The 13,995-nt window shown below is 39.9% G+C and carries 12 protein-coding genes; 4 read left to right on the top strand and 8 right to left on the bottom strand.

Going from position 1 to position 13,995, the window contains the following annotated elements:
• Positions 1–5 precede the first annotated feature (5 nt).
• Complete coding sequence (locus FIB07_16530) at positions 6–716, bottom strand: 2,5-diamino-6-(ribosylamino)-4(3H)-pyrimidinone 5'-phosphate reductase (GenBank protein NJD54456.1); 711 nt, start codon at positions 714–716, stop codon at positions 6–8.
• 95 nt (positions 717–811) lie between these two features.
• Here FIB07_16530 and FIB07_16525 point away from each other — a divergent pair, with 95 nt between their 5' ends.
• Positions 812–2,383 carry a phosphoglycerate dehydrogenase gene (locus FIB07_16525; GenBank protein ID NJD54455.1) on the top strand — a complete coding sequence of 524 codons (1,572 nt, stop codon included), beginning with the start codon at positions 812–814 and terminating at the stop codon, positions 2,381–2,383.
• Positions 2,380–2,565, top strand: coding sequence for a hypothetical protein (locus tag FIB07_16520; GenBank protein NJD54454.1), 186 nt, complete (start codon positions 2,380–2,382; stop codon positions 2,563–2,565). Before FIB07_16525 ends, FIB07_16520 begins: the two co-directional genes overlap by 4 nt.
• A 7-nt stretch (positions 2,566–2,572) precedes the next feature.
• Here the strand turns inward: FIB07_16520 and FIB07_16515 are convergent, their stop codons facing one another.
• Positions 2,573–3,928 carry a (Fe-S)-binding protein gene (locus FIB07_16515; protein ID NJD54453.1) on the bottom strand — a complete coding sequence of 452 codons (1,356 nt, stop codon included), beginning with the start codon at positions 3,926–3,928 and terminating at the stop codon, positions 2,573–2,575.
• Between the two features lie 144 nt (positions 3,929–4,072).
• On the opposite strand from FIB07_16515, the gene FIB07_16510 reads away from it, so the two are divergent.
• Positions 4,073–5,323, top strand: coding sequence for a hypothetical protein (locus tag FIB07_16510; protein ID NJD54452.1), 1,251 nt, complete (start codon positions 4,073–4,075; stop codon positions 5,321–5,323).
• A 1-nt stretch (position 5,324) separates the two neighbouring features.
• Here FIB07_16510 and FIB07_16505 read toward each other — a convergent pair whose 3' ends face one another.
• Positions 5,325–7,469 carry a hypothetical protein gene (locus FIB07_16505; GenBank protein ID NJD54451.1) on the bottom strand — a complete coding sequence of 715 codons (2,145 nt, stop codon included), beginning with the start codon at positions 7,467–7,469 and terminating at the stop codon, positions 5,325–5,327.
• Between the two features lie 170 nt (positions 7,470–7,639).
• Between FIB07_16505 and FIB07_16500 the strand changes: the two genes are divergently transcribed.
• Positions 7,640–8,887: an ATP-binding protein gene (locus FIB07_16500; protein NJD54450.1), complete on the top strand. Its 1,248-nt coding sequence runs from the start codon at positions 7,640–7,642 to the stop codon at positions 8,885–8,887.
• Between the two features lie 162 nt (positions 8,888–9,049).
• Here the strand turns inward: FIB07_16500 and FIB07_16495 are convergent, their stop codons facing one another.
• The 5 genes from FIB07_16495 to FIB07_16475 all read right to left on the bottom strand — a co-directional run bounded on the left by FIB07_16495 (position 9,050) and on the right by FIB07_16475 (position 13,848).
• On the bottom strand, positions 9,050–9,385 hold the full coding sequence (locus FIB07_16495; protein ID NJD54449.1) for a hypothetical protein: 336 nt from the start codon (positions 9,383–9,385) through the stop codon (positions 9,050–9,052).
• 309 nt (positions 9,386–9,694) lie between these two features.
• Positions 9,695–10,549 carry a Bro-N domain-containing protein gene (locus FIB07_16490; protein ID NJD54448.1) on the bottom strand — a complete coding sequence of 285 codons (855 nt, stop codon included), beginning with the start codon at positions 10,547–10,549 and terminating at the stop codon, positions 9,695–9,697.
• Positions 10,550–10,992: 443 nt separating this feature from the next.
• Positions 10,993–11,646 carry a transposase gene (locus FIB07_16485; GenBank protein NJD54447.1) on the bottom strand — a complete coding sequence of 218 codons (654 nt, stop codon included), beginning with the start codon at positions 11,644–11,646 and terminating at the stop codon, positions 10,993–10,995.
• Positions 11,634–12,197 carry an IS110 family transposase gene (locus tag FIB07_16480; GenBank protein ID NJD54446.1) on the bottom strand — a complete coding sequence of 188 codons (564 nt, stop codon included), beginning with the start codon at positions 12,195–12,197 and terminating at the stop codon, positions 11,634–11,636. The genes FIB07_16485 and FIB07_16480 overlap by 13 nt, the downstream gene beginning before the upstream one ends.
• Positions 12,198–13,092: 895 nt before the next feature.
• A complete protein-coding gene (locus FIB07_16475; protein ID NJD54445.1) occupies positions 13,093–13,848 on the bottom strand; it encodes an adenylate/guanylate cyclase domain-containing protein in 756 nt (251 codons plus the stop codon).
• Positions 13,849–13,995: the final 147 nt, after the last annotated feature.

Below are 13,995 nucleotides of genomic sequence, written 5' to 3'. Positions count from 1 at the left end.
CTACTCTACAAAATGACTTTCCATTTTATAAGAATCCCATCTCCCATTTTCTCGCAGGATATAAGGGCAAGCCTGCAAAAACCAGATGCGTATCCTTCACCATCCACCAGTGTCGGGGCTGTTTTGCCTCCGATTATGATATTCCCGACAAAAGTATATATCTTATCCACAAGCCCATTTGAAATCAACCCCCAGTTGAGGGTCGCGCCCCCTTCGACCATAAGGCGGTTGATACCCCGGTTCTTCAATTCAAAAAGAAGCCTGGCAAGATCAACGTCCTTTTTCCCGATACAAATTATGTCGGCAAGCTTTGAAAGCCTCCGGATTTTTTCGGCAGGCGCACTTTCGGAAACAGCGATTAAGCGTTTGCCTTCACCCTTTTTAAAGATATCCGCATCAACCGGTGTTCTTGCCAGGCTGTCAACAACTATTCTGATAGGATTTTCCGAAAGTCCTGTGGCAAGCCTCCTCTCCTTCCTGTTTTTTGATTTCACAGTAAGGCTTGGATTATCAGAAAGCACAGTGCCGATTCCCACCATAATGGCATCTGCTGATGCCCTGAGTTCATCCATGCGGTCAAAATCCAGGCTTCCTGATATCCGGGTCTGCCTGCGTTCAATTGTGGCAATTTTCCCGTCAGCGCTCATGGCCGCGTTAATAAAAACAAATGGTCTTGCGGATTTTCCATCATCCCTGATTGTTGGAGGATTTGACATGGCTTTCTTTTAACCTTCAAAGCTGAAATATCTAAGCTTTAACGAAAAGCTGAAATGCTTATAGTCTTATTAGACCGATTTATCTGGTGATAATCTTGAAGATACTTGTAAGCGACCCCATATCCGACCAGGGTGTCGAGATATTGAAAAAAGAATTTGATGTTGATATTGCAACCGGCCTTAAGCCCGATGAACTGATCGCAAAGATCGGTAATTATGAAGCCCTCATTGTCCGCAGCGAAACACAGGTTACAAAAGATGTCATAAATGCAGGCAAAAAATTAAAAATCATAGGGAGAGCCGGCGTCGGTGTGGATAATATTGATGTTAGTGCAGCCACGGAACGGGGAATAATCGTAGTTAATGCGCCAGAGGGCAATACCATTTCAGCAGCTGAGCATACGGTAGCCATGATGATGGCGATGTCAAGGAACATTCCTCAGGCAAATGCGTCCCTGAAAGCCAAAAAATGGGACAGGAAAAAATTCATGGGTGTTGAGGTCAGGGGAAAAACACTCGGGGTTGTGGGACTTGGAAGGATCGGGGCAGAAGTCGCAAAACGCGCCCAGGGAATGGAGATGAATATATTAGCTTATGACCCTTTCATCTCTCCTGAGAGGGCTAATGAACTTGGTGTTGAGCTTACAACTGTCATAGACATCGTTAAACGGGCAGATTATATTACTGTACATACACCCCTCACAAAAGAGACAAAGGATCTTATCAGCACAAAGGATTTCGCTGTTATGAAGAAGGGGGCACGCATTATAAACTGCGCAAGAGGAGGCATCATTAATGAAGAAGCGCTTGCAAAAGCAATCAAAGATGGCATCGTAAGCGGTGCTGCGATCGATGTTTTCGTGAAAGAGCCGCCTTTTGACAGCCCTCTTATCGAACTTGAGCGCGTTATTATGACGCCGCACCTTGGAGCTTCCACAGAAGAAGCCCAGATCAACGTTGCCATCTCAGTCGCCGAACAGATAGTCAATTCCCTGAAAGGTCTCCCTGTGAAAAACGCCATCAACATGCCATATATAAAACCCGATGCCATGCAGGTTCTTGAACCATATTTCCCTCTTGCGGAGAAAATCGGGAAGCTCTGTATGTATCTTATCGGGAGCAATTACGAAAAAGTAGAAATTTCATACTGCGGTGAAATCGCAGAGCATAATGTGGCGCCTTTAACACTTGCAGTATTAAAAGGCCTGCTTGAACCTGTTCTTGGCCCCGGGGTTAATTACGTAAATGCCCCGACCATAGCAAAAGAGCGAAAGATAAAGATAATAGAAAGCAAATCCAAGACGAATCAGGGATATTCCAGCCAGATCGCAGTGAAACTGACGAAGAAAGGGGAAGAAAAAATCGTAAGCGGTACCATCGTTGGAAAAGAGTCGCGCATAGTTCAGATCGACGAATACCGGATCGATGTGGTTCCTTCAAAATATATGATAGTTGCAAGACACGAAGACCACCCCAACATCATCGGGCCGTGCTGCATGATACTTGGAAAGAACAAGATCAATATCGCAGGAATGCAGGTTGGCCGGATAACGGCGGGAGGTGAAGCTATTATGGTGCTGAACATCGATAGCGAAGTAGATGAAGCGATACTGGATGATATTAAAGCCGTCTCAGGTATAATTGATGCAAAACTTGTGGTGCTATGAATAAAAAATCCCTGGAGATCACACTCGCGCTTGTGTCAGTTGTGATTTTTATTATTTTGATCGCTGCATCAAAAATATTACTGAAATCATCAGCAGGATTCGGATATACGGCTTCATTGCTGTTATTTATTATTATAATGGGACTGGCAGGATTGAAGCTGGCAGAAATTCCGGATAAGTGAATTAGTTTTATTTCGTATTCCCTGGTGCTTCCTTTGGGGCTTCTTTCTTTGGCTCAGTCGGTTTTGGAGGTATGGTCTGTGTCCTGAACATATCGCTGATGCTCTCTTTTGGCGCACCCGGTAAAGGTGGTTTAACATCTGTGGAAAGACCCATCAGGTTTGCAGTAAGAACCACAAGATCGTCAACGTTCAGGTCCATCTTCAGTTCGTCCCTTCCGTCAAGCAGGTTGCGCCTGCAAAAAGGGCATGTGCTGATCAATACCCGGGCACCAGTGGCCCTGGCATCATTCATCCGGTCTTTAGCAACAGCAAGTGCAAGGTCCGGGATACCGGCTTTCACGCCTCCGCCTGCGCCGCAGCATCTCTGTTCTTTGCGATTCCTTTCCATTTCCACAAGTTTGATGCCAGGCATGCTTTTCAGGACTTTCCTGGGTTCCTCAAATACGCCGACATGTCTTCCCAGGTGGCATGGGTCATGATAGGTTACGGTTTTATCAAAACTCTTTTCCCATTTAATCTTCCCGGCATCAAGCTGTTCTGCGAGGAACTGCGACATATGGATCGACTCAAAAGGCAGCGGTTTCCCATAGGCGCGAGGCCAGTCTATTTTTGAAGCCCTGAAGCATCCTGCGCACGCGAATATCACCCTTTTTGCGCCGCGTGCTTTCAATGCCTCGATATTATGTAAAGCAGCTTTTTTCGGAACATCATCGAGATGCTGCTGTCCGGTCCTTATAAGTGCTGAAGAGCAGCACCATTCATCTTCTCCGAGAACCATGAATGGTACATTGAGCTTGTTCAAAATTCTTGCAGTGCTGACGCAGAGCACCTGCTGGTTGTATCCTGCAGTGCAGCCAATGAAATATGCAATATCAGATTTCCCGGCTATCCTGATATCAGGCGTCATCCAGGCGAGGCGGTCTTTTTGCTGCTTCATATACGGATTGTGTCCTTCCCCGATCAGCTTTGGGAACAGGCTCTGCTTACCGTACGGGCCAAATCCGCGCTTTACAAGGTTTGCACGATTTGCTTCCCAGAGTTCGACCGTATTAATTCCCGCACAGCATACCGTACCGCACATACCGCATACTGTACAGTTATACAGATCATCTGTGTATTTCTTCAATTCCTCATCCGGTATCTTTGCAGGTCCGAAAAGTTTTGCTCTCAATCCATAGCTCCTATCGACATATTTTCTCCACCGCAATATTTTATCCCTGGGTTCAATAGCCTGGTCTTTATTTCTTCCTTCATAAGTTGGACAGTATTTGACGCACTCACCGCATCGTGTGCAGGCATCGTACTCCATCAGCTGGGTTGAGGTAAAATTTTGAAGTGAAATTGCTGGTTTATTTTTAGTCATATTATTCTGTATATTAGCCCAACTATAAATATTGTTCGTATAGTTACTAACTATTTTGCTTCATGTGGTATCGGGTTGCTGAGAGATAATATATCTATATATTACTTATATTATGTGGAGTTGAGGTTTAAACAACATTTAAGCATGGAACAGGAATTTATGTATCACTTTATGAATTTTATCAAGCTTTTTAAAAGTAATGAACTTTTAAAACACAGCAGTGTCCTGTTTGTAGCTTCTGTTATAGCAGGATTATTGAATTATTTATTCCAGCTTTATGTTGGAAGAATGCTCGGACCATCAGATTATGGAATTTATAGTTCGCTTGTAGCGCTGCTCTATATAATGTCCGTACCTTCATCCACGATCCAGACATCTGTAGCAAAACTGGTGTCAGATCACAGCTCTGAGCCTGAAAAAATAAAATACCTGTTAAAGTATGTATTCCGCAAACTTACTCTTATAGCATTACCGGTATCTGTCCTGTTCTTTATTTTGAGTATTTACATAGCGGATTTCCTGAAAATAAATTCAAATGTGTATTTTTTTATTTTATCTATTTTATTATTTATTTCCTTTCTCGCACCAGTATTGATCGGCACTTTACAGGGTATGCAAATGTTCGGACATATGGGAATTAACAGCGTTGCAGGAACTTTATTCAAGTTGCTTTCCGGGTTTATCCTGGTTTATTTCGGCTTTGGGGTGAACGGCGCATTACTTGCATTGTTCATTGGATCGCTTCTGGCGCTCTTACTTGCTTTTACGCCATTAGGCTTTCTAAAAGAAAGTAAAGAAGTGAATGGAAATATCAGGTTATTTAATTACTCGATGGTGGTACTTCTGGCAACCATCGGGCTTACTTTCGTGACAAATGCGGATATGCTCATCGTAAAACACTATCTGAGCAACGAAGAAGCGGGATACTATGCCGCAGCAGGACTTCTGGGGAAAATCATATTATTTGTCACCACGCCTATCGCAATGGTCATGTTCCCAAAAGCAACCGTTATGGATCAAAAAAATCATAATGGAAGTAATTTACTCAGGAATAGTCTATTGTATACAGGTAGCATATCGTTTTTTATTGTTGCATTATTCATATTTGCCCCGGATTTCATTATAAAACTATTATTCGGTCCTGAATTCGCAAAGATCAACAATCTTCTTGTTTATTTTGCAGCAGGTACGGCTTTTTTCTCACTTGCAAACACCTTTGTTTTCTATGACCTTGCAACACGCAAATACAGGTTTTTGTATATCCTGGGTGCTGTTTCTGTCCTGGAAGTTGTATTGATTTCCCTGTTTCATGACAGTTCATTAACTGTTGTCAGGATACTTTTCGCCTTGATGGGAATAATGCTCGTTGGTGTGTGGTTCTCTGAAAAAAGATAAGCTATAAGCCAACTCTTTTGCGGATTTTTTCATTAAAATATAAGATCATCAAAAATATGAATGCAATCCCTGAAACAATATATCCAATTAAATAAATATTAAATCTTTCATAATATATAATATTCTCTATGACCCCGGAAGTATCATAAGCGTTCGTTACTCCAAAGTTCGCAAAAGGAGGCTTTCCTTCAAGCTTCCAGTCTTCTGAATACCCCCGGGAAAAAACAATATAGCGTTTCGAAGGCCGATCGAGTAAATACCTGGCAGGATAGTCAATAGAATAATTAAGAGCCTGCCCTGTCGATGATTCTATATTTGTTTCATTCCCTATCACAATAGCAAATGAAGTTATGTCCCGGGTCCTGCTCAAATCAAGTAAATCCTCCCAGCCTTTTATGGTGATCACCCTATCTGCCTCGTAAAATTTGGAGACCGGATACATGTTCCTGAAAACTATAAGATTTTCAGTGTCCTTTACCAGCTCCAGATCCCTTTGTTTATAAAGAAAATCATATTGTCCATAATCAACTTCTTTTGTAAGAATTATATATTTCACATTGAGCGGCGCAACAAGTTCACCGAAATTCTCTATTTTATCTTTCTTCCATAACAGGAACTCGATGTAATCTGTAACCGGGTTTGAAGAAGAACTATAGATCAGTCCGGCCTCCATATTTTCCCCCTGCATCACAGGCTGATCAAAAAAGATGCTTGCCGGATTTGCAATGCGTTTCTGGGGTGTTGGAAGCCACTTGAAGTCCATATAAAGGTGCCATGGCATGAACAATATATTAAAATCCTGTTTATCCTCATTAAGGTAATCGTTCACAGCGTACCAGTCTTTCGGATAATCAGTGGTTTTAAGCTGGCCCTGGAAGCCATCAAATATAGTGTAGGAATAAATGAAAGGAGTCGAAATTGCAAGAGCGATCAGGAGCCATGTCCCGAATTTATTAACGTTATTATATACGTTGCTTCCTGAACTTTTTGCTTTTATAATCTTTTCCAGCTCTGCAACTCCCAGACCTCCGAGATATGCGTAAGCCATTACAAGAAGCGCCACAAATTTCTGGGGTTCCCTGAATCCTTTAAAAAGGAATATGTTGTTAAAAAGAAATTCGAATGCGCTTCCGAGTGGGCCGGAAATACCTGTGGCAAGCAATGCCGACAGGACAGCAACTATTCCGAATGACCTGACATAGACCCCATACTCCGGATGCCTGTAGTTTAAAGTGAAACCATGAACTGCAAGAAATAATATGAAGATGAAAAAGAGGTACCAGTACGGCAGCAAATCTTTTGTATACAGGTAGCCGCCGCGCCAGAAGCCGTACATGGAGGATGTTGTAAAGAGAGTGTTGAAGTTGATATCATGTTTGGTTGTAAAAAGATAAAGATCGGAGTTTGTGATCTCACCAAGAGGAGTGTTATTTCCTGTAAAATTCGGGATAAGCCAGTACGAGTTAAGCAACAGCAGGGATAAACCGATCAAGAGCGATCTTTTTGATATATAAATGACCTCTTGCGCATTTTTCCCGCATTCAAAAATTTTAATAATATAAAAAATACCAAAAACGATCAACAAAAGGAATGGCGTATGAGTCTCAATAAAAAATACAACTGTTATGAGAAAGGCTGCATATAATGATCTTTTAGTAGAAGGGTTCTTGAAAAAATCCATGAAGGATTTAATAACTATTGGTGAGATCGCGTAAGCAAGCAGGATCAGCCAGTGACCTGCCAGGAACCTGACATAGATAAAAGGATTGATCATGTACAGAAAGCCAGCAAAATATCTTCCTATTCCCCATTCTTCAGGACAGAGTTTGTACATTGAGACACCTGAAACAAAAAAGACAAGGAAAAAAATCAATTTTTGAATTATTTCATTTGAGAGAAAAATACCTATGAGATCAAGAAATGCATACAGAGGCAAAGTAGAATATTGATTGCTCAATCCGTAAAATGAATCCGATATTCGAAAAGTATCAGGGGTAAATATCATATCCAGGGTTAAAATGTAACCCGGAGAGAAAAAGTCCATGACCAGCGCCAAGGAAAGTATTAAAAAGATAAAATAATGAAAACGGTGTTTGGAGAATAAAATTTGCTTTTTTCCTGAAATAGAATCTATCCAGCCTGTCATCCCATTAAAACTGCTCTACAATAATGATATAGTTAACGCCTGTGTTTTAATTGATATTCTTTTACGTAAATAAGGAATTAAACTAAAAAGGCAAAATTATATGATACCAAAATTTTAAATATCTTCCCTGCTAATAATATCAATATGTAAATTTTAGCAGGGTTAAAACTATGCCATACATAAAAAGAGACCTGGAACAGACAATAATACAACATCTGCAAATGCCTGAAATAATCGCTATCCTCGGTCCCCGCCAGTCAGGCAAAACAACACTCATGAGGCATATATTAGACACACTTGAAAAAGCAGTGTTCCTGAGCTTTGAGGACAGGAAAACACTGGAACTGTTCGTGGAGGATGAGAAAGCATTTGCAGAGATTTATGCCAGAGACTACCGCTATCTTATCATTGATGAATTCCAGTATGCAAAGGAAAGCGGACAAAAACTGAAGTACATATACGATCGCTATCCTGGAACAAAAATACTTATTTCCGGATCATCTGCGCCCGGACTCACGATACATGGCATCAAATACCTTGTTGGGAGAATATTTGTGTTTGATTTGTATCCGCTTTCGTTTGAAGAATTCTTGCTATTTAAAAACGAGTCGCTTTTTGGCGTATATCTTGAAAAAAAAGAGGCGATCAAAGCGTACCTGTCCAATAAAGGAAAATTTCCGGAGGTCAGCTCTGCACTTATTGATATGGTGAATGTCGTTTATGATGAATACCTGATATTTGGCGGATATCCAAGAGTTGCACTGGCAAATACTGACGATGAGAAAAAAACAGTCCTTCGTAATATTTATAGCACTTACTTTCTCAGGGAGATAAAAGACCTCCTGGGTCTAACGACTGATTTTAACATGAGCAAACTAATAAAAGCGCTTTCATTGCAGCTCGGAGGACTTGTATCTTACAATAACCTGTGTGAAGCTTCAGAGTTTAATTACAGTAGCCTTTTAACCCATCTTAATATTCTGGAAAAAACCTTCATCTGCAAAAGAGTGATCCCTTTTTTCACCAACAAAAGAACTGAAATTATTAAAGTTCCAAAAATTTATTTTTATGATAATGGTATCAGGAATAGTGTTATTGATGATTTCAGGTCATATGACCTCAGACAGGATATCGGTCTATTGAATGAGAATTTTATTTTCAACCAGCTCACTTATGCTGGTATGGAAGTAAAATTCTGGAGAAGTAAATCCAGAGCAGAGGTGGATTTCGTACTGGATAAAGCAGGGTTTACCGCCATTGAATCAAAGAGCGGGGGAAGAAGTCCCGGAAGATCGCTGGATAGTTTCAGGGAGAAATACAAACCGGATAATATTATTGTTGCCTGCAAAAATATTCTGGAAGAGCGCGATAGGATTACATATCTGCCGTTTGTTTTTATTACATCAATAATCTCTTAGAACCTATCCGAAAATTCAAAACCACAGAGGTCACAGAGAGCACAGAGATTTTTTAAATATGTCTCTGTGTTCTCTGTGCTCTCTGTGGTTCATTCGGGAAATATACTGTAAATAGAGCTATACATTGTGTTTTGTACATTTAAACTGCATCGAAATTTTTATCTATTTTACTGCAGGAGATATGTGGACATGAAGCTTAGCCGTACGAAAATCTTCCTGGAGATCATCGAAGCTGTACTGGAATGGTATTTCTTTCTTTGCAGCAATAGATATCATCTCGCGAAGAGGAATGCCCACCATGTCTGCCGCCTTGCCGATCGTTATTTTCCCATCCCTGTACTGCTCCAGTGCATTTTCTATCAGCCAGTCCTGTACTGCTTTACTCAGGAGCCTGCGGACTACTGTTGATTTATCAAGATGTTCAATGCGGGAGATGTTTTCGATATTCTTCTCGATGTCATCAGGTACACGAGTTGTTATTGTAGCGCCAATATGTATTCAAAAGATTGTGATTGAATACATAAATAGTTATTCCACGTGTTTAATGAAGGATTTGAAAGAGGTATCTGAAGATTTCAGCATCAATATATGTTTTTGAACATTTGAATCCGTAGATTAAGATGCGAAATCCCTTTGTTGCGCATGAATCCAGAATCAGAAGACGCCCCAGCTTTGCGCTCTTTGCGTCCTTTGCGGTGAATATCGCATTGAATAACGCAAAGTTCAGCCGCATTTTAGCACCATATTTACCTGCAAATTTGCCGTTTCATGCCAGCCACAAATTTTCGAAAAGAGGGGGCGCAGTTCTCATAATCCCAATTCCATGTTTTTCTTCTTTCTTCCTATTCTTTTTGTCTTTTCCGGCGCTTCGAGATAATTATCGCTTGAAACCACGCTTTTTCCCAATTTTCCTTCAATATCTTTTCGTGTCGCTCCCGCTACATCTCCACCATCTTTTGCATCATTTCGCAATTCAGGGAACTCCTGTGAATCCCTGTCGCGTGTAAATCGTGTAGTAGTAGCCTCGCCAAGCATTGTGAGTATCAATTCAATATCATCCATGTGGTCTCTTAAATTTTCAGTCTTCAATCCTTTTAATCGTTTATATTCGGCGGGTGTCAATCCAAAAGTAGCTCTTGATATCTCAGCAGTCAAAATAGAGTAATCCTGTCTGGATTTTGCGCCTCTTTTATCCCATTCGTCAGTCAGTTCATCCCTTATCGCGATCCCCCTTGCTCTTTTCTCGATCCATTCCTCGGAGTAGCCTTTCAATTTATAGATATCCTTCATCCGTTTTTGTGCCAGTTCCGGGTCTTCTATCTCCTGCACACGTTCATAGCCAACTTTTGCGAGCCATAATTTAAAAGGTTCGGCTTTGTGGGATGGAATGGACTGTAATATCCTGAATGCTCCTTCTGTATTCACGCAATTCATTTTTTGCATCCCTCCCGGAGTATCTACTGTAAGGGTATGTACAATTTGTACCCACCCTTTTGCCAGGGGTTCATCTCTTTGTTTCATCTTTTGAATATACTGTTTGGGGTCGCTGGAATCGGTTAAAATATATACTATATCCTCTAATACGAACCACCATTCATTGTTGTTCCATGTTCGCCGTATTTTAGTTCCCTCAAAAACAACAAGTGCATCCTTTGAATTCATGTTTATATCTCTTTGTAGGTATTTTTCTTGTTTTGTTAAGATGTCTTTGGAGTCTAAAAGGATTAGCATAGCGGTGTGAAAGTGATTTTTAAAAGGTCTTTCCGCTCCTCATTTATCCTGTCCTGCCCCCAATATTTATTTTTTTTTATATATATATATATATTATTTAATTATCAGCGCCGATATTTCAGTATCAATGAACTGTTTCGGAAATATGAGACCGCAGATGAACGCAGATAAGCGTACTATTAACACTTTCGGTCAATCCAAGTGATATAGCGCTGGGGTTGCGACCCCAGACCCCAACGGAAGCGCCGCCGTTGGCGGAGTTTAGCATTTAATTACCGGTGGCATATATTCACAACTAACAATACTTGTACAGTATGATAAAATAGTATCCACTAATCATTTGTTTGGCCATATTCCCATTCATAAGAATAAGATTAATTCGGCTGTGTCTGATACTCCTTATTGTTCTTCAAAACCCAATAGACAATTCTCAACAATTTTGCCGCTACCGCATTCAAAGCTGAAAAATGATGCTTTCCTTCATTTCTTTTCTTTGTATAGAATCGTTTCAAGTTATCATCGTTTTGAATAGCAGTATTTGCTGCCAGAAAAAGAGCTTGTCGAAGCAGTGGAGATCCTCTTTTAGAGATCTTTCCACTTTTATTCTCATATCTTCCGGACTGGCTCACAACAGGATCAAGACCAGCAAAAGCAACTAATTTCTTGGCATTTGAAAATCGTTCAACGTCTCCGATTTCACCAAGAATAGTCGGACCCAGTATGTCAGCTATACCTGGTATTGACATTATTTTTGTATCTGTCAGCATCATCATCTGATCAATTTTTTCCTCAACCGATTTTATTTGCTCATCATACAATTCAAGTTCAGTAATCAATGTCTTAATTTCAATAGACATAACCGATTCAAGTTCAGGTATGGTCAAAATATTTCCTGCATTAGCATATATTTCTTCAGCTTTTGATCGGGATATTTTCGATCTACTCTTCTTTTTGACAAGGTCATAGAATTCCTCAAAGGATTCACCTATCAATTTTGAAGGTACAGAATATTTTTTCAGTATTGCCAATGATGCGGCCCCAAAACTCTTTTCATTGCACTTTCATAATCAGGCCAAATAGTATCGATATTACGTATAATTTGCACTTTACATAGAGCTTTCTTTTCTATAAGACGATGACGAACCCTCACCAATTCTCTCAATTGAAACAGGTGCATATCCTGGATTTCACTAACCTGTGGTGGCTCAGAATGACGAAGCATATCTGCTATGATTGCAGAATCTATGGGATCTGTTTTTGTCTTTCGGATATTTATTTTCCGATATCCGTTTGTCTGGATGGGATTGTAAAGCCTGACTTTATATCCGTCTCTTTTCAAGGCTGAATACAGAGGCAAAGAGTATACCCCTGTTGCTTCCATTCCAAATACAACATCGCTATTTCCTGGTGCTTTTGATTTTATTCTTTCAATTATTTCATACAACATTTCCAAATCTGCTTTCTTATTTGCGATTTTAAACTTATGGATCAAATCGTTCCCATTCTCGTCTTTTACGCAGATATCGGATTTGTCTTTTGAAACATCTATTCCGACATAAAACATTGTTTTGTTATTCATTTGACTCGACCTCTTTGATTGCTTTATATGTTAGATCGAGAGAGTCATAGTCCTTCTACTATCCTTTCTTACACAAGTTCGCCTGTTATATGTGGAACATTTATGTATGTCCAAAACGTACTTATTCGTGCATAAAAAGGACGAGAAGGCAACAGGTTTATCCACGGGAACGGATCCCAAACACAATGTTTGTTACCCTCTCGACCTACTTTATGTAGGTATGAGAATGCTTATTTATCCTCACAAGAGGTGTTGTATATACGAACACAGATGCGAAATCCAGTTGCGGCGCATGAATAAAGCATCAAAAGACGCTCCATCTGTCAGCCATATATAAGCTATGCTGTGCGAATCCCATTGCAAAGCTAAGCCACAACATAACCGTTCGACAGGATAACAGGATGAACAGGATTTTTGAACAAAATCGTATCCTGTCGATCCTGTTCATCCTGTCTAAAGAAATATGATTATCTGCGCCGCAATTTCCGCATCAAGAACTGCTTCGGTAATAAGTAACCGCAAATCTAACTCACTGAAGGCAAATGTGAATTCATTTGTAGCGCAAGAATATATAATCAAAAGACGCCCCAGCTTTGCGCTCTTTGCGAGCTGGGATGAAACAAAATTAACAACGAACTCGAACGAACTCCATATGAACTCACGATACCGGAGTTCGTTTCAGTTCGTATAAGTTCGTTGTTTTTTCTATATTTCGGTCATAGCCCGAAATCCACCTGCGTGCTGGTGGTGGCAGTCCTGAGCACTCTGGTGCTATAGATTCAAAATGAGCAAAAGACTCGGTTTTTATGATACAAGTACCCTGATTTATGCTTTTACTAACAATCGCTAAACTGAAACATGTGAAGATTTTCTAAGAAGGCAAAATATGGAGAAGTTATTTCTTTATGCTTGAAGGCGTGAATTTATATATTTTATATTTTTCGCCAGTATCTTTAGAGATGTGTTGCCACGTTCCAGGTAATATTACCTCTGAGCACATTTCCTGCCAATTGAAGTGAATTAAATGATAAACGTTTTCACCAATCATGATTTCATTTCTACCAGTCAAGGCTTGAATTTTGGCTGTTAAGTTCATGACTTCTCCAAGGATATCTGGAGTACATGATATTCCTTTTGCACCGATGTCAGTAACCTTCGCTTTGCCTACATCGATACCAATATGAAAGCCTATTTCTGGGAATCCTTTGGATATAAATACCGGATTGATTACGTTATCAACAACTATTCCCATTAACATTGCACCTGATATTGCATTATCACACATACCAGTGTAGTTAGTTTCCGCTGGAAAATATCCAATAATACAGTCTCCCACATACTTCAAAACATATCCTCTACTATTGTTTACGACTTTGGCCATTTGCATGAGAAATATTTTGATTATCTTTGAATAAGTATCTATGTCTAATTCAGAACTTAATTTTGTGGACCCAGCAAGATCAACATAAAGAATTACAAATTGAAGAACATTATCAGTAGCATTTTCAAGAAATAAATCAGAAATCTGAGCCTCTTTAGGAAGGTTATATTTAATATCCCAATTATCTAAAAGGTCACTACGTGCTTTTTCTAAATATTTACGGAAATTAACCTCTGCAAGAGGACTATAATATATTGGTATCCCTTCCATCGCCTCCCACCCTTTTTTTAAAACCTCTAAAGGAATGAATAATTGATCACTTCGTATGAAAAATCTATCCCGTCCATTCAGGTTAAACGTGTATAAAACAGATTACCTTAATAAATAATTTAGGTAACTTGATAAGTTTTCTAAACA

The organism is Candidatus Methanoperedens sp. (genome assembly GCA_012026795.1).
GTDB lineage: Archaea > Halobacteriota > Methanosarcinia > Methanosarcinales > Methanoperedenaceae > Methanoperedens.
This window is presented reverse-complemented; position numbering and strand designations above follow the sequence as displayed.

Bases quoted from the DNA above. Each gene is read 5' to 3' on its own strand.
- FIB07_16490 (NJD54448.1), bottom strand. From the start codon at position 10,549: ATGAATTCAAAGGATGCACTTGTTGTTTTTGAGGGAACTAAAATACGG.
- FIB07_16500 (NJD54450.1), top strand. From the start codon at position 7,640: ATGCCATACATAAAAAGAGACCTGGAACAGACAATAATACAACATCTG.
- FIB07_16515 (NJD54453.1), bottom strand. From the start codon at position 3,928: ATGACTAAAAATAAACCAGCAATTTCACTTCAAAATTTTACCTCAACC.
- FIB07_16520 (NJD54454.1), top strand. From the start codon at position 2,380: ATGAATAAAAAATCCCTGGAGATCACACTCGCGCTTGTGTCAGTTGTG.
- FIB07_16505 (NJD54451.1), bottom strand. From the start codon at position 7,469: ATGACAGGCTGGATAGATTCTATTTCAGGAAAAAAGCAAATTTTATTC.
- FIB07_16530 (NJD54456.1), bottom strand. From the start codon at position 716: ATGTCAAATCCTCCAACAATCAGGGATGATGGAAAATCCGCAAGACCA.
- FIB07_16475 (NJD54445.1), bottom strand. From the start codon at position 13,848: ATGGAAGGGATACCAATATATTATAGTCCTCTTGCAGAGGTTAATTTC.
- FIB07_16510 (NJD54452.1), top strand. From the start codon at position 4,073: ATGGAACAGGAATTTATGTATCACTTTATGAATTTTATCAAGCTTTTT.
- FIB07_16480 (NJD54446.1), bottom strand. From the start codon at position 12,197: ATGAATAACAAAACAATGTTTTATGTCGGAATAGATGTTTCAAAAGAC.